Genomic DNA, 15,400 nt, shown 5'->3' with positions numbered 1-15,400 from the left:
GGGTAAGGCGACGCCGCCACCCGGCATGAAGAGATTTCCCATGCCACATCTTTCCACCCACGTGACGCGCGTGCTTCAGGGCTTGCTGACCCTGGTACTCACGCTCTTCGGGCTGTTGCTCATCACGTTTGCGCTCTCCGCATTTTCCCCCGTCGATCGCGTCTTGCAGATCGTCGGCGATCACGCCAGCCAGTCTACTTACGATCAGGTACGCCACCAGCTCGGTCTGGATCAACCGCTGCCCGTGCAGTTCTGGCATTACGTGCAAAATCTCGCTCATGGCGATTTAGGCACTGCCAGTGCCACCGGGCAACCGGTATTGCAGGATTTGTTGCATACGTTCCCCGCCACGCTGGAGCTGGCAACCCTGGCGCTTATTATCGGTGCCTTACTCGGTGTGATCGCGGGCGTGCTGTGCGCCCGCTACGCCGGTTCAGCGCTCGATTTGACGATCCGCACGCTTACCCTGCTCGGCAACTCGGTGCCGATTTTCTGGCTCGGCCTGCTGATGCTGGCGCTGTTCTACGCGAAGCTTCAGTGGAGCGCAGGCCCCGGCCGGCTGGATGATGTCTGGCAGTTTACCGTTGAGCCACGTACCGGATTTGCGCTTCTCGATACCTGGCTTTCCGGTGACCGGGAGGCCTTCAGAAATGCCATCAGCCATCTGGTGCTGCCGGTGCTCTTGCTGGCCTATTACTCACTGGCGAGCATCACCCGCCTGACGCGTTCAGCCTGCCTGAGCGAGATGAATAAAGAGTACATTCTGCTCGCCCGTGCCAAAGGCGCCGGGGAGATGACCATTCTGCTGCGCCACGTCCTGCCGAATATTCGCAGCACCCTGCTGACGGTTATCGCCCTCGCCTACACCAGTATGCTGGAAGGCGCGGTATTAACTGAAACCGTCTTCTCCTGGCCGGGTATCGGGCGCTATCTCACCACCGCGCTGTTTGCGGGCGATACCACAGCGGTGATGGGCGGCACGTTGCTCATTGGCGTCTGTTTTGTGCTGATCAATAACCTTACCGACCTGCTTGTGCGGGCAACCGATCCCAGGGTGCGCTAATGCCGTTTTATCTCTTTTTACGCCGCCTGCGCCGCTCTCCTGCTGCGTTTTGCGGGCTTATCGCCATCGCACTGTTGGTGTCTGTTGCGCTGTTTGCTCCATGGCTTGCACCGCGTGATCCTAACTGGCAGGACGCCGCCGCACGCTTACAGGCTCCCAACGCCCAGCACTGGCTGGGAACCGATAGCTATGGCCGCGACCTGCTTTCACGCCTGATTTACGGCACACGCCCCGCGCTGGGGCTGGTTGCGCTGGTCACCGTCATCACCCTGCCCGCTGGCCTGCTGGTGGGAATTTTGTCCGGGTTTTACGGCGGCTGGCTGGAGCGCGTGCTGATGCGCTTTACCGATGTGGTGATGTCGATGCCACGGCTGATCCTCGCCTTCGCGTTTGTCGCCATGCTTGGCCCGGGGCTGGTGAACGGGGCGCTGGCGCTGGCTTTGACCACCTGGCCTGCCTATGCGCGCCAGGCACGCAGTGAAATTCAGCGCCTGCGTCACAGCGACTATCTGGCTGCTGCCGGGATGATGGGGATCAGTGGGTTCCGGCTGCTGTTCGGCCACATTCTGCCGCTGTGTTTGCCGTCTGCGATTGTGCGTCTGGCACTCGATCTGGCCGGGATTATTCTGGCCGCCGCCGGGCTTGGGTTCCTCGGCCTGGGCGCACGCCCACCTATGGCGGAATGGGGAGCCATGATTGCCGACGGGATGCAGGTCATTTTTGACCAGTGGTGGATTGCCGCCATTCCGGGCGGTGCGATTCTGTTTGCCAGCCTGGCATTTAACCTGCTGGGCGATGGCCTGCGCGATGTACTGGAGCCGCAACATGACTGAACAACGCGTCATCGTCGATGCGCTGAATATCGACTATCCCACCGCGCGCGTGGTCAACAACCTGAGCTTTACGCTTGGCAATGAACGCCTGGCGCTGGTCGGGGAATCGGGTTCAGGAAAATCAATGTCCGCCCGTGCCCTGATGGGGCTGGTGCGTAAGCCGGGCATCGTGAGCGCAAGCCAGCTTAACGTGCTTGGCAACGACCTGTTGACCCTGAATAACAAACGCTGGCAGGCGCTGCGCGGTAACCGTATTGCGATGGTGCTTCAGGATCCACGTTACGCCCTTAACCCGGTGAAAAACGTGGTCGCCCAGCTTGAAGAGGCCTTAACCCTGCATCAGTCTCTGCCGAGAGCGGAGCGTCTGGCTCGCATCCACGACATTATTCACGCCGTCGGGCTAACCGACAATGTGCTGACGCGCTATCCCGGCGAGCTTTCGGGCGGTATGGGGCAACGCGTGATGATTGCCATCGCGCTGATTAACAACCCGCAGGTACTGATTGCCGATGAACCCACCTCGGCGCTGGACGCCCGCCTGCGTAACCAGATCCTCGAGCTTCTGGTGCAGCAGTGCGAAGAGCGTCAGATGGCGATGCTACTGATTAGCCACGACCTGCCGCTGGTGGCAGAGCATTGCGACCGCGTGCTGGTGATGTATCAGGGTGAAAAAGTCGATGAGATGGCAGCAAATCAGTTGCCGCAAGCCACTCACCCGTATACGCGCACGCTCTGGACCTGCCGTCCTGACGCCAGCACGTTCGGCCAGATGCTGCCTACGCTCGATCGCACTCAGCCATGGAAGGAGGCGAACAATGGCACTCGTTGAAGTTAATCAGCTCCAGGTCACTTTCGGGGAAAAAACCGCGGTATCCGCAGCCAGCTTTGCTATTGAGAAAGGCGAAACCTTCAGCCTGATCGGTGAATCCGGCTGCGGGAAATCCACCATTTTGCGGGTGCTCGCGGGGCTGCAACGTGACTGGAACGGCAGCATTGCCGTGCTGGGTGAGCAATTAAAGGCAGGCCGCCGCTTTGAAGGCGCACTGAGGCGCAACGTGCAGATGGTGTTTCAGGATCCGTGGGCGTCGTTGCACCCAAACCACACCATTGCGCGCACGCTCTCAGAGCCGTTAAAAATCCACGGCGAAACGCAGATTACAGAAAAAGTGGCGGATGCATTGCAGCAGGTTGGGTTGTCTGCCGATGCGGGTAAACGCTACCCGCACCAGCTCTCCGGCGGGCAGCGGCAGCGCGTGGCGATCGCCCGAGCTTTGCTGTTACGTCCGCAGCTGTTGCTGCTGGATGAACCGACCTCCGCGCTGGACATGTCCGTGCAGGCGGAAATCCTCAACCTGCTGAACCGTCTGAAACAACAGCACGGGATGACCTATCTGCTGGTGAGCCACGATGCAGATGTGATTGCACATATGTCTGACCGCGCGGCGTTTATGGCGCACGGAGTGATCCAGCGGATGTTTGATCGTGAGGCGATGCTTAAGGGCGAGCACCGGATGGGGTAGTACCGTGGGGCGATAACCTTTCTGGAAGGAGCCTCGCAAACTGAAAAAGTAACCCTGTTTCATCAAGGGATAAGACTGTTATTTGTTTTTTCATGGTCGTAAAGTTCCTGCGTTGTGGTGCATCCGCAACCGGGCGTAGGAACCCGTTTTTCATGGCACGGCAATGAAATTGCCGCGACAGCGTTCCCCCTTTGAAAGACATGGTGGCGCTGGTGGAGTAGCCGAAAGGCTGACCGTTTGTCGTGTGCGGTATTCCTACCTCCGTCAGCGCTACCCCTCACCGGCACAGGAACGTTTTAGGTGGCCAGGAGCTTTTTTTACAAGGAAAATCACATGACAACAATCCCTACCCTGATAAACACGCAATCTCAGGAAAACGTTATTCACCATCTTCTCGGCCAGTCGCTTCCCGACTCGGCGGATCCCATTGAACTGACCAAAGCCTGTACCGCATTTGTTAGCGTGCTGGTTGAAACCGACGATCGCGAAATCCATGCGGCGCTTTGCGAACGCCTGCTGCATGGGCTCAATCAGTTGCGGGCGCACTGCGAAAATGGCCTGCCTTCGTACCTGGTTGAACAGATGGTTGCGGGCGAAAAACTTAACGCCTGCGTGCCGGAATGCTGGCATGATGCTTCATTACAGGTGGACTACGCGAAGGCACTCGTACACGCGATTGCAGGGGGGACGTTGCCAGCCAGTGTGGCAAAAGAACTCACCAGGCTACTGCATGATATGGTCTGGCTGCTGGCGGAATATGTGCAGGAATCGGACATGGCAGCCCGCTGAGGTGGGCAAAAAAGCCGACATTCCGCAGAATGTCGGCTTTGCGTTATTTCAGCATTTTTACCGTGGCTTCGATATCGATCTCATCTTCCGAGAAGATGTGGGTCGTTTTCTGGAAGGTGGTGATGGCCAGTTTCTTCACCGTGCGCATTTCACCCGGCTTAGCCGCAGTTTTGGGTTTGATGTTGTTCATCAGGATCCCCACCGACAGCACCGCATTTTCTTTATCAATGCTGGTATCGGCTGGTACTTCCTCGCTGAACACCACAAAAGACTTAATCGAGGTGAGTTTCAGCCGCTCGCCCGCAATGTAGATGTACTGGCTTTCCGGGATCACCTTCACCGCGTAGGCGGACAAGCCTTTGTTGTTGGTGGTGGGCTCAAAGGTCACCGCCGCATCTTTCTTAATCAGATCAGGGTTCGCGACCTTAATCACATGAAAATAGCGGTTGTCACCGTTTTCATCTTTGATAAATCCAAAGCCTTTATCTTTAAACCACGTTGTGATTGTACCGTTCATCGCTGTTACCGCCTGTCTGATCGTTCATTAACTCAATTTTTGCAGCGTGGAGTGTAAAACACAATGCGATTTGGGGCGAGGGATTTGGGGTAAATGCCCGATCTCGGCGTTTCAGCCGAAAGAGGATCGCGAAGGGCCAATAATACCGTTGTCTATACTCAACGTATCCCCGTCAACGGAGCACCTCATGCCTTTACCTGACTTCAACTCTTCGGAACCTTTCACCCTTGGCATAGAGCTGGAACTCCAGGTGGTTAACCCGCCGGGTTACGATCTCAGCCAGGACTCATCCGCCCTGATTGCCGCCGTAAAAAATGAGATCAACGCCGGTGAAGTGAAGCACGACATCACCGAGAGTATGCTCGAAATCGCCACAGGCGTGTGCAAGGACATTAACCAGGCCGCTGCGCAGTTTTCTGCCATGCAGCAGAGCATCCTGCGCGTGGCGGCAGACCAGCGTATTCAGATTTGTGGTGGCGGGACGCATCCGTTTCAAAAATGGCAGCGTCAGGAGGTGTGCGATGATGAGCGCTACAACATCACGCTGGAGCGATTTGGTTATCTGATTTTGCAGGCCACGGTGTTTGGCCAGCACGTACATATCGGATGCCGGACCGGAGATGACGCCATTTACCTGCTGCACGGCCTGTCACGCTTTGTGCCGCACTTTATCGCCCTGGCGGCGGCATCGCCTTATATGCAGGGCACCGATACCCACTTTGCCTCATCGCGGCTCAATATCTTTTCCGGGTTCCCGGATAACGGCCCGATGCCGTGGGTGAACAACTGGCAGGCCTTCGAGGGGCTGTTTCGTCGCCTGAGTACCACCAGCATCGTCGACAGCATTAAAGATTTACACTGGGATATTCGCCCAAGCCCGCACTTTGGCACGGTGGAAGTCCGGGTGATGGATACCCCCCTCACGCTTTCACACGCCATTAATATCGCCGGGCTTATCCAGGCTACCGCACACTGGCTGCTGACTACCCGGCCCTACCAGCATCAGGAGCGCGATTTTCTGCTATATCGCTTTAACCGGTTCCAGGCCTGTCGCTATGGGCTGGAAGGAATATTGACCGACGTGCATACCGGAGAACAAAAAACCATTGCCGAGGATATCGCGTGGCTACTGGAGCAGGTTGCGGCGTCGGCCGGGAAACTTGGCGCAACCAGCGCCATCACGGAGATTGCCCTGCTGTTAAAACAGGGCAAAAGCGAGGCGCAGCAGATGCGGGATTTCATCAACGATGGCGGTTCGCTGACCTCGCTGGTGCAAAAACATTGCGAACTCTGGGCAACTAGTCCGTAAGCCGGTGCCCCCACTCGCGCAGACGCTGGAACAGTACAAACAGGGCTGGGATAAAGACAATCCCGATCAGGGTCGCAACCAGCATCCCACTGAATACCGTTGTACCAATGATCCGGCGGCTCTGCGCCCCAGCCCCGGTCGCCAGCATCATCGGCAATACGCCAATAATAAAGGACACCGCCGTCATCATAACCGCACGGAAACGGCGTGACGCCCCCTCTCGCGCCGCATCGACAATCGCCATGCCCTCGTTACGTTTCGCGCGGGCAAACTCGACGATCAGGATCGCGTTCTTGGCGGCAAGGGCTATCAACAACACCAGGCCAATCTGTACGTACACGTCATTGGCATAACCCGCAATCCACAGCCACACCAGCGCCCCGCCGATTGCAAAGAGTACCGACAGCATTACGCTTGCGGGCAGTGTCCAGCTTTCGTACTGGGCCACCAGGAACAGCCACGCCATCACCACGGCAGCGAGCACGATCCAAATAGCCTGGTTACCGGTCTGCTGCTCCTGATAAGACATACCGCTCCAGGCATAGTCATACCCGGCAGGCAGGTTTTCTGCCAGCAGTTTCCCCATCACCGCCATCGCGGTGCTGCTACTCACCCCTTCCGCCGCAGAACCGCTCACCGACACCGACGGGAACTGGTTGTACTGCTGTAAAAATGGAGCGCCCACGGTCGGGGTAATGGTGACCAGGTTACTGAGGCGTACCCGCTCGCCGGTGTTGCTGCGCACGTACAGATCGCTGATTTGCTCCGCACGCTCACGCCACTGCATCTCGTTTTGCATCACCACGTGATAGACCCGGTTGTTGACGCTGAAATCCCCGGCACGCGTGCCGCCAAACGCGGTTTGCAGGCTACTGAAGATGCGTGAAACCGGTACATCAAGACGCGCGGCGCGTTCGCGATCGACGCTCAGCGTCAGCTGCGGCACGTTGCTGCTCCAGGTGGTAAAGACACGATTGAGCTGAGGATGCTGGTTCGCTTTCAGCAGAACACTGCGCGTGACTTGCTCCAGCTCTGCCGGGCTTTGTCCCGCCTGCGCCTGAATACGCAGGTCAAAGCCCGATGCATTGCCCAGCCCCGGAAGGGTTGGCGGCGCGAACGTCATGATGGTCGCCTCCGGCAAGGCAAACAGCTGGCGCTGCAACGTACCCATTACCTCATCCAGCGGCGGACGCTCGCTCCAGTCTTTCAGCATGACCGAGATAAACCCACCGTTCGACGCGCTGGTGCCGTTGAGAATGTTAAACCCGGAGACCTGAATCACATCCTCCACCGCCGGGTTCGCTGCAATAAGCTCTCGCGCCGCAGCCATCACGGCTTCGGTACGCTCCAGCGAGGCAGCTTCCGGCAACTGAACGCTGGCAAAGAAGTAGCCCTGATCTTCCTGCGGCAGGAAGCCTTTTGGCATGGAGACAAAACTGAACGCCACCACCACAGCCGCCGCAACGGTCGCCGCCAGCGCCAGCAGCGGACGGCGGTTAAACACGCTTACCAGGCGAGTATAGCCGCGGCGGGTGCTGTCGAGCCCACGGTTAAACCCACGGAAGAGCGCCGCCGGGCGCTGCGGACGTGGGCGCAACAGCATTGCGCACAATGCTGGCGTCAGCGTCAGCGCCACCAGGCTTGAAAGGGTGACCGCGGTAGAGAGCGTCACCGCAAACTGACGGTACAACTCCCCAACAATGCCCGGCAGCAGCGCAACCGGTACAAACACCGCCAGCAGCACCAGGGTTGTGGCAATCACCGGCCCGGCAATCTGGCGCAAGGCCAGCGCGGTGGCCGCCGTCCGGCCCTGCCCTTCCGCCATCAGCGATTCAACGCTTTCCACCACCACAATGGCGTCATCCACCACCATGGTGAGCGCCAGAATAATAGCGAACAGGCTAAGCGTATTCGCGGAATACCCCAGCGTATAGAGCACCGCGAAGGTACCAATCAGGGATACCGGGATCGCCAGGGCGACGATAAGCGTGGCGCGCCAGCTTTGCAAAAACAGCGATACCACGACCACCACGGCAAGCAGGGTCAGCACAAGCGAGACGGCTATCTCTTTGATGGTGGCCGCCACAAACTGCGTGGTGTCGAACTTCACCTCATAAGTGAGATCGTTCGGGAAGCGTTTCGCCAGGTGTTCCAGCTCGCTGCGCACGGCCTCTGCCACACGAAGCGCATTGGCCGACGGTGTTGGGTAAATGCCCAGATAGGCGGAGTCATGTCCGTTAAGCTGCGCCCCGGAACTGTAGCTGCGTGAGCCCAGTTCAATGGTCGCGACATCCTGAAGGCGCACCAGCTGGCCGTGTTCTCCGGTACGAATAATGATGTTACCGAACTCCCCGGCCTGGTTGAGGCGCCCTAATCCATTGATGGTTAACGTCTGTTGCTGGCCGTTAAAGACCGGCGGCGTTCCCACCTGGCCTGCCGCGCCCTGGACGTTTTGTTCGCGCAATGCCTGGGAAATATCGTCAGTCGTCACGTTCAGCGCGTTCATGCGATCCGGGCGTAACCAGATGCGCATACTGTAGTCGCGCGCGCCGAACATCTGTACCTGCCCCACGCCCGGCAAGCGCGCCAGTGCTTCACGCACCTGCATGCTGGCGTAGTTGCTCACAAACAGCGGCGAGTGGGTCTTATCCGGTGAGTAAAGGCTCACCCCCATCATCAGGTTGGTGGCGCGTTTTCGCACCTGCACGCCGTTTTGTTGTGCCTCGGCGGGCAGCTGGGCAACGGCCTGCGCCACGCGGTTTTGCACGTCGATGGCAGCCAGATCCGGGTCGGTCCCGGCGGCAAAAGTGATGTTCAGGCTGTAAGCGCCTTCATCTGAACTGGTGGACTCCATATAGAGCATGTGATCCACGCCGTTTAGCTGTGTTTCCAGCGGTGTGGCGATGGCCTCGGCCACGTCAGCCGAGCTGGCGCCAGGCCAGGAGGCGCTCACATTCACCACCGGAGGCGTGATTTGCGGGTACTGCTCCACGGGGATGATTTTGAGCGCAATCGCGCCAAGCAGTGTGATAACCAGCGCAATGACCATCGCGAAACGCGGGCGTTTGATGAAAAACGTCAGCATGATGGCTCCTTAATTCAGTATCTGGACAACGGCGCCAGGCTGCACGCGCTGTGCACCCTCAGCGATGGCCCGCTCACCCGGCTTCACACCGGAGGCGATCCGGAACTGTTGCCCCATCTGCCCGGCGATTTTCAGCGGGCGTTTTTCAGCTTTCCCATCGCTATTCACCACCCAGGTAAAGTACCCGTCACCGTTTTGCTGCACTGCGGCGGCAGGCAGGGTCATAACATCCTGCTCGCTGGAGGGGCGAAGCCAGACATTGACGTTGCCACCCGGCAACAGCTGATGACGCGGGTTTGCAAACTCAGCGCGCAGCATCACGCTGGCGGTGCGTGGGTCGATACGGTTGTCCACCGAGGTCAGTTCACCGTTCGCACGCTGGTCGTTGCTATCGATTTGCGCCTGCCAGGCCTGTTTCAGGGCGCTGATATCCGCATGTTGTCCGGCTTTGGTTGCAAATGCCCCCTCTTCCAGCGCGAAAGCGATGCGAATGGGATCGAGCTGAACCACTTCCACCAGCACACCGCTTGCCGGGTTTACCAGACTCCCCTGATGAAACTGGCTATGCCCCACGCGGCCATCGATGGGCGATGTGATGCGGGTGTAGCTCAGCGTGACGTTACGTGCCTCTAAGCGCGCCTGAGCCTGTTCCAGCGCAGCACTTGCCACATCGCGTTGCATCCGGGCGTTATCCACATCATTCCGGCTGATGGCATTGCTGTTTTTCAGGCTTTCAAAGCGCGTCAGCTGCTGCTGCGCCTGGCGCAACGTGGCGCTGGCGCTTTTCACCTCGGCCTGTGCCAGGCGCACCGCGGCGCGCGGTTCGGCATCGTCCAGTTCAAACAGCACATCACCTTTTTTCACATACTGCCCGTCGCGGAAATGGGTTTGAGTGATAACGCCTTCCGTGCGGGCGCGCAGCTCAACGGTGTGGATGGCTTCGATACGCCCTGGGATCTGGCGTTCCGCGGCGTGAGCGGTTTGCTCTACGGTGGCAATGCGCACCGGAATAGCGGCAGCAAATGCAGTTTGCAGGGTGCAGGCGAGGAATGTAAGAAGGAGTGGGAATTTCATGGGAGTACCTCAGTATTTTCCCCTCACCCTAACCCTCTCCCCATAGGGGAGAGGGAACTTGAACACCCTCTCCCCTATGGGGAGAGGGCAGGGTGAGGGGTAAGGTTTGAGTTATGCAGCCTTGCGGAACCTGCGGGTCAGACGCTTCTCGATTTCAACGATGAAGAACATCGCGCCTGCAATCACCAGGGTGATAGCCCAGTAGCGCAGCGGCAGGGCTTCGGTGCCAAACAGCATCTGCATAAACGGCAGGTAGATAATCGCCAGTTGCAGCAGTAACAGCACGCCCGTTACCAGCCAGATACCTTTGTTCGCCAGCAGACCACGGTTGAGGGAGAACCCGTCGGCGTTACGGCAGTTGATCATGTACACCCACTGCGCACACACCAGCATCTGCAACAGCACGGTACGCGTGAACTCAGCGCTGTGGCCGCGTGGTGCCAGCCAGGCTTCCAGCGCAAATGCAGCGATGGCGATCATGGTGCCAACAAAGGCCACACGCCACACGGCAAAGGCATCCATCACGTGCTGCCCGGTCTGACGCGGTGGGCGCTTCATGATGTTTCGCTCCGCGGCTTCAAAAGCCAGGCCGAAGGAGAGCGTGGCGGAAGTGGCCATGTTCATCCACAAAATCAGAACCGGCGTCAGCGGAATGATGTTCCCCGCCAGCAGTGCAATCACAATCAACAGCCCCTGTGCCAGGTTGGTTGGCATGATGAACAGAATGGTTTTCTTCAGGTTGTCGTAAACGCGTCGCCCCTCTTTCACCGAGCTGGCGATGGTGGCGAAGTTGTCATCCGTCAGCACCATATCTGCCGCTTCTTTGGTGACTTCGGTGCCTTTAATTCCCATCGCGATACCCACATCAGCCTGACGCAGGGCTGGCGCATCGTTGACTCCGTCACCGGTCATGCCGACGATTTCACCCTTGTCCTGCAAGGCTTTCACCAGCCGCAGCTTATGCTCAGGGCTGGTACGAGCGAAGATGTCATATTCCACCGCCGCATTCGCCAGCTCCTGATCGTCCATTTTCTCCAGCTGATAGCCTGTCACCGCCTGCACGCTGTTGGTGATCCCCAGCATCTGGCCGATGCTCATCGCCGTTTGCGGATGATCGCCGGTGATCATCTTCACGCGGATCCCGGCCTGCTGGCAGGCGTGGATTGCATCGATAGCTTCCGGGCGTGGCGGATCCATCATCCCGGCGATACCGAGGAAAATCAGCCCGTGGTTCAGGTCGTCATGGGTCAGTGCGGTCTCACCGTTCGCCGGTTTGAACGCAGCAGCAACCATTCGCAGTCCCTGGCGTGCGTAACGCTCCATCTCTGATTCCCAGTACGCGCGGTTAAAGGCTTCCGTACCATTTCGGGTCTGCTGCTGCTCGCACAGGGCGAAAAGCACATCCGGCGCGCCGGTGACCAGGATCTGCTCCTCGCCACCAATCTGGTGGTGCGTGCTCATGTATTTGTACTGAGAGTCAAACGGGATCTTATTAACCAGCGTGGTCATCACTGGCTCCAGATTTGCCTTCGCCGCCAGCACTTTCAGTGCACCTTCGGTTGGCCCACCGGTGATGCCCCACAAACCGCGTTCATCCTGAATCAGCTGGCTGTCGTTACACAGGTCGATGGTGCGCAGGTACTGTTCCAGCACGGTGCCCGGCTGGATTTGTACCGGCTCATCGCTGCCTTCAAGATAGATGTTGCCCACGGGCTCATAGCTGTTGCCGTCCACGCGATAGCAAGTGTCCGCCGTGATAATGGCTTTAACGGTCATTTCGTTCATGGTCAGCGTACCGGTTTTATCCGAGCAGACCACGGTCATCGCCCCCAGGGTTTCTACCGTTGGCAGCTTACGGATAATGGCGCGTTTGCGAGCCATCGCCTGTACGCCCAGGGAAAGGATAATGGAGATAATCGCCGGTAAACCTTCCGGTACCGAAGCCACTGCAAGGCTTATCAGCGAGAGCAGCAATTCCCCCATCGGGATATCGCGCAATACCAGGCTGAAGACAAACAGCGCGGCCATCATCGCCAGAATAATGGCGAAAATGGCTTTACCCAGTTTGTCCATTTGCACCAGCAGCGGGGTGCGGTGCTTTTCAATGCCCGCCATCATCTGATTGATATGGCCAAGCTCTGTATCCTGCCCGGTGGCAATAACCACGCCCACGCCACCACCCGCGCTGACAGTGGTACCGGAAAACACCAGGTTGGTGCGGTCGCCCAGCGATAATTCACCCTCGAGTGGCAGAATGTGTTTATCCACAACCGTTGATTCACCCGTTAAAATAGCTTCTTCAACGCGTAAATTATGGGCCTCAATCAGACGCATATCGGCCGGAATACGGTCGCCCGCGCGTAATACAATAATATCGCCCGGGACTATTTCAGTTGTAGGAATAGTTTCATGGCTGCCATTACGAATTACCCGCGCATCGCTGGAAAGCATATTGCGAATACTTTGCAGGGATTTTTCAGCGTTACTTTCCTGGATATGACCAATCAGCGCATTAATGACCGCCACGCCTAAAATAACCAGCGTATCGACCCAATGCCCCATGACAGCGGTGAGTACCGCAGCGGCCAGCAGAACATATATCAGCACATCATTAAAATGCGCCAGAAAACGCAGCCACGCAGGCTTACCCTTTTTTTCCGGCAGCGCATTCGGGCCATACTGGTTCAGACGGGCTTTCGCCTCTGCGCGGTCAAGGCCGTCTGCATGAGTCTGCTTGTGAGCAAGTACTTGCTCTACCGTTTGCTGGTAGGGCTTACCCTGCACATTTCCGCCTGCGGGCGGTATATTCTGCGAGTTCATCATCTTGGTCATTACGTCATATCCTTCAATATCCGGTGGACGGAAGCCTGAATTCCTTTCTGGCTTTAATAAATTCATTTTTAAGGCTTGCGGCTTAAATTGATCTATCGCAATATAATTACTGCCAGGTTATTCAAAACTGATTAAAATTATTTCGATGAACTGATTTTTACAAAATATTTCTAAACCAGAACTAAACAAGGAGCCACCATGTTTGGCATTTATCGCGGACGCCGCCTGGCGTTATATATTGTCGCCGCCATTGTTATTGCAACGTTAATTGGATATAGCACATATACATTTGTAAAATTATTTGCCTGAGGAAGACATTTATTTACATAACCCGATATTAGTTTAATCGCCTTAAGAATATTATTCTGTTTCGGTTATTTATTAGCGAAACACGACCCTGGTTTTATCAAAAAGTGAATATCGGGTTTATATTGCTTTACGCTACAATATGCCCGACAATAACTTTTTTAACTGACGATTAACATTAATATGAAACACCCGTTAGAATCGCTGCTAACCGCCGGGGGCATTTTGCTGATGGCTCTGCTCTCTTGCCTGCTGTTACCGGCGCCCTCGCTCGGGCTGGTGCTGGCGCAGAAAATGATGGCGACCTTCCGCCTGGTCGATCTTAACCAGCTCTACACCATCCTTTTCTGCCTGTGGTTCCTGGTGCTTGGCGCCATCGAATTCTTTATCCTGCGTTTCGTCTGGCGCCGTTGGTTTTCACTGGCGTCGTAAGCCAGTGAAATCGCGCATTCCGTGGATCAGCGCCTCACACCAGGCCGCATAGTCATGGCCGCTGGATGACGGATGGAAGCTGACGCGATTGCCTTTCTCCCGTAACACCTGTTCAAAATCCTGCGTGGTACGATAAATCCCCCCGCCCGGCCCCGTGGTTTCAAACTTCCCGGCCTGTAGCCAGAAGCGTACCGGATACGGCGGCGCCTGCTGGTACTGCCGCGTAAGCCAGCCGGGCGCTTCCCCTTTCGGTGCCCACCAGTACGATCCCGACAGGCTAAGCACATTGCCGAACAAGCGTGGATATCGCAGCGCCACCCAGGATGAGGCGAGCCCGCCATAGCTAGAACCTGCCAGCACCGTTTTTTTCCGTTGCAGGGCAATCCCCTGCCCGCGCAGCCACGGCAGCAGTTCGTGAGCCATAAAATCTGCGAAATCAGGGTTCGGTGGCAGCTCTTTGCCACGACGTGCGTGATCGAGACTATCGATAAAGACGACATTGACCGGAGGCAGGTGGTGGCGGGCAATCAGGCCGTCCAGTACGTTGGCGAAGTGGTACTCATCCTGATAAACCTGTCCGTCGAAGAGGATCAGCGTCCAGCGTGCAGGCTGTGCGCCACGCGGCCTGTAGATCATCACTTCGCGGGAATTGCCGAGGATCTTGCTCGCCATGTTCTGACGGCTTAGCGTCCCGTGAACCAGCGGCTGCGCCGTGGCCTGAACGGTGCAGTAGCGTGCGGGGCTAAGATCGAGCAGCGAGTAGCGGTTCCAGCGATCGGTCTTCTGCTCTCCAAAGGTATTTGGGTTGAGCGGATCGGCCTGAGCGCTCACCAGAATGGCGCGCCGCTGGTCGCGCGGTGAGCCGTCAATCACCGGCACGTCCGGCGCAATCTTGTACTGCATCACCGTGTCGGCGGGCACCACGTAGCTGCGGAACCAGACGTCGCTTTTGCCGAGCCGAAACAGCGGATCGTGATCGCCCGCCGGCGAGCCGAGAATATAGACGTTATCCCGCGCGCCGCGCCACAGGAAGGTCACGCGCTTGTGGCTCGCATCAACCGGCTCCACCATCGGCGTTCCCTGCCGACTCCGCGCCTGCCAGAACGCGTCGGTACTCCCACCGGCAGCAATCTCTTTTGCCAGCGCCTGAAGCGTCGGGCTTTCAGGTGCCAGCATTTGTACACGCGGTAAGGCGGAAGTCTCTTTCATCCGCCACTGAAAACGCCAGGGTTTACCCGCTTCACCGTGCAGCACCAGCGAGGTGTGTTGCTTCACCGGCAGCGCAAACAGGAGCGTGTGTTCGCCATCGGCGGGGCCATTTTCAACCAGCGTGCGGATGCCGCGGTTTTGCCCGTCCAGCAGGCGAGCATCCGTTACGCCGTTCAGCGTGGCGGAAACGTAATTCTCGTCCAGCGGCGGAAGTAAAAAACAGACTTCGCCACTGGCATCAAACTTCCCCTGAACGTCTCCCTGCAAGGAAGAGTGCTCACAGGCCGCCGCCATCGCTGGCAACGTACCGATCCCGATTAACAACCCACTCCATACCCTCTTCATTACCGCTTGTTCCCTGACGAAATTTGTTACCAACGCTAATGCAAATGGTAATAATTTGCAATATCATCTAGGCCAATTTACCGGTG

12 protein-coding genes are annotated in these 15,400 nt (G+C 57.5%); 7 read left to right on the top strand and 5 right to left on the bottom strand.

Annotated features, from left to right (window positions below; translation table 11 throughout):
• The first annotated feature begins 40 nt into the window (after window positions 1-40).
• The 5 genes from F3J30_RS11510 (at window position 41) to F3J30_RS11490 (ending at window position 4,205) form a co-directional block, all read left to right on the top strand.
• Window positions 41-1,063 carry an ABC transporter permease gene (locus tag F3J30_RS11510; RefSeq protein ID WP_166717329.1) on the top strand — a complete coding sequence of 341 codons (1,023 nt, stop codon included), beginning with the start codon at window positions 41-43 and terminating at the stop codon, window positions 1,061-1,063.
• Window positions 1,063-1,896 carry an ABC transporter permease gene (locus F3J30_RS11505; RefSeq protein WP_166717328.1) on the top strand — a complete coding sequence of 278 codons (834 nt, stop codon included), beginning with the start codon at window positions 1,063-1,065 and terminating at the stop codon, window positions 1,894-1,896. Before F3J30_RS11510 ends, F3J30_RS11505 begins: the two co-directional genes overlap by 1 nt.
• The gene (locus tag F3J30_RS11500) at window positions 1,889-2,725 is read left to right on the top strand and encodes an ABC transporter ATP-binding protein (protein WP_166717327.1); all 837 of its coding nucleotides are present in this window, start codon (window positions 1,889-1,891) and stop codon (window positions 2,723-2,725) included. Before F3J30_RS11505 ends, F3J30_RS11500 begins: the two co-directional genes overlap by 8 nt.
• A complete protein-coding gene (locus F3J30_RS11495) occupies window positions 2,712-3,416 on the top strand; it encodes an ABC transporter ATP-binding protein (RefSeq protein WP_166717326.1) in 705 nt (234 codons plus the stop codon). Before F3J30_RS11500 ends, F3J30_RS11495 begins: the two co-directional genes overlap by 14 nt.
• 333 nt (window positions 3,417-3,749) lie before the next feature.
• The gene (locus F3J30_RS11490) at window positions 3,750-4,205 is read left to right on the top strand and encodes a hypothetical protein (protein ID WP_166717325.1); all 456 of its coding nucleotides are present in this window, start codon (window positions 3,750-3,752) and stop codon (window positions 4,203-4,205) included.
• A gap of 43 nt (window positions 4,206-4,248) precedes the next feature.
• On the opposite strand, the gene F3J30_RS11485 is transcribed toward F3J30_RS11490, so the two are convergent.
• The gene (locus F3J30_RS11485; RefSeq protein WP_014069239.1) at window positions 4,249-4,722 is read right to left on the bottom strand and encodes a cold shock domain-containing protein; all 474 of its coding nucleotides are present in this window, start codon (window positions 4,720-4,722) and stop codon (window positions 4,249-4,251) included.
• A gap of 187 nt (window positions 4,723-4,909) precedes the next feature.
• Between F3J30_RS11485 and F3J30_RS11480 the strand changes: the two genes are divergently transcribed.
• The gene (locus tag F3J30_RS11480) at window positions 4,910-6,031 is read left to right on the top strand and encodes a YbdK family carboxylate-amine ligase (RefSeq protein ID WP_166717324.1); all 1,122 of its coding nucleotides are present in this window, start codon (window positions 4,910-4,912) and stop codon (window positions 6,029-6,031) included.
• On the opposite strand, the gene F3J30_RS11475 is transcribed toward F3J30_RS11480, so the two are convergent.
• From F3J30_RS11475 to F3J30_RS11465, 3 genes are all read right to left on the bottom strand, one after another.
• A complete protein-coding gene (locus F3J30_RS11475) occupies window positions 6,021-9,116 on the bottom strand; it encodes an efflux RND transporter permease subunit (protein WP_166717323.1) in 3,096 nt (1,031 codons plus the stop codon). The two genes, F3J30_RS11480 and F3J30_RS11475, sit on opposite strands and share 11 nt — an antisense overlap.
• Window positions 9,117-9,125: 9 nt before the next feature.
• Window positions 9,126-10,190 carry an efflux RND transporter periplasmic adaptor subunit gene (locus tag F3J30_RS11470; protein WP_166717322.1) on the bottom strand — a complete coding sequence of 355 codons (1,065 nt, stop codon included), beginning with the start codon at window positions 10,188-10,190 and terminating at the stop codon, window positions 9,126-9,128.
• 111 nt (window positions 10,191-10,301) lie between these two features.
• Entirely contained in the window at window positions 10,302-13,022 is a 2,721-nt protein-coding gene (locus tag F3J30_RS11465; protein ID WP_166717321.1) for a cation-transporting P-type ATPase, read from the bottom strand.
• Between the two features lie 489 nt (window positions 13,023-13,511).
• On the opposite strand from F3J30_RS11465, the gene F3J30_RS11460 reads away from it, so the two are divergent.
• Window positions 13,512-13,760 carry a DUF1158 domain-containing protein gene (locus tag F3J30_RS11460; RefSeq protein WP_166717320.1) on the top strand — a complete coding sequence of 83 codons (249 nt, stop codon included), beginning with the start codon at window positions 13,512-13,514 and terminating at the stop codon, window positions 13,758-13,760.
• On the opposite strand, the gene F3J30_RS11455 is transcribed toward F3J30_RS11460, so the two are convergent.
• Complete coding sequence (locus tag F3J30_RS11455) at window positions 13,746-15,314, bottom strand: alpha/beta hydrolase-fold protein (protein WP_166717319.1); 1,569 nt, start codon at window positions 15,312-15,314, stop codon at window positions 13,746-13,748. The two genes, F3J30_RS11460 and F3J30_RS11455, sit on opposite strands and share 15 nt — an antisense overlap.
• Window positions 15,315-15,400 lie beyond the last annotated feature (86 nt).

This window comes from Enterobacter sp. Tr-810 (genome assembly GCF_011752765.1).
GTDB classification, from domain to species: domain Bacteria; phylum Pseudomonadota; class Gammaproteobacteria; order Enterobacterales; family Enterobacteriaceae; genus Enterobacter; species Enterobacter soli.
The sequence above is the reverse complement of the archived record's forward strand: the minus strand, read 5'-3'. Positions and strand labels throughout refer to the sequence as shown.

What these genes read in the sequence shown, in the direction of transcription:
- F3J30_RS11505 (WP_166717328.1), top strand. Translation starts at nt 1,063, where the DNA reads ATGCCGTTTTATCTCTTTTTACGCCGCCTGCGCCGCTCTCCTGCTGCG.
- F3J30_RS11495 (WP_166717326.1), top strand. Translation starts at nt 2,712, where the DNA reads ATGGCACTCGTTGAAGTTAATCAGCTCCAGGTCACTTTCGGGGAAAAA.
- F3J30_RS11460 (WP_166717320.1), top strand. Translation starts at nt 13,512, where the DNA reads ATGAAACACCCGTTAGAATCGCTGCTAACCGCCGGGGGCATTTTGCTG.
- F3J30_RS11465 (WP_166717321.1), bottom strand. Translation starts at nt 13,022, where the DNA reads ATGACCAAGATGATGAACTCGCAGAATATACCGCCCGCAGGCGGAAAT.
- F3J30_RS11510 (WP_166717329.1), top strand. Translation starts at nt 41, where the DNA reads ATGCCACATCTTTCCACCCACGTGACGCGCGTGCTTCAGGGCTTGCTG.
- F3J30_RS11485 (WP_014069239.1), bottom strand. Translation starts at nt 4,722, where the DNA reads ATGAACGGTACAATCACAACGTGGTTTAAAGATAAAGGCTTTGGATTT.
- F3J30_RS11500 (WP_166717327.1), top strand. Translation starts at nt 1,889, where the DNA reads ATGACTGAACAACGCGTCATCGTCGATGCGCTGAATATCGACTATCCC.
- F3J30_RS11470 (WP_166717322.1), bottom strand. Translation starts at nt 10,190, where the DNA reads ATGAAATTCCCACTCCTTCTTACATTCCTCGCCTGCACCCTGCAAACT.
- F3J30_RS11490 (WP_166717325.1), top strand. Translation starts at nt 3,750, where the DNA reads ATGACAACAATCCCTACCCTGATAAACACGCAATCTCAGGAAAACGTT.
- F3J30_RS11480 (WP_166717324.1), top strand. Translation starts at nt 4,910, where the DNA reads ATGCCTTTACCTGACTTCAACTCTTCGGAACCTTTCACCCTTGGCATA.
- F3J30_RS11455 (WP_166717319.1), bottom strand. Translation starts at nt 15,314, where the DNA reads ATGAAGAGGGTATGGAGTGGGTTGTTAATCGGGATCGGTACGTTGCCA.
- F3J30_RS11475 (WP_166717323.1), bottom strand. Translation starts at nt 9,116, where the DNA reads ATGCTGACGTTTTTCATCAAACGCCCGCGTTTCGCGATGGTCATTGCG.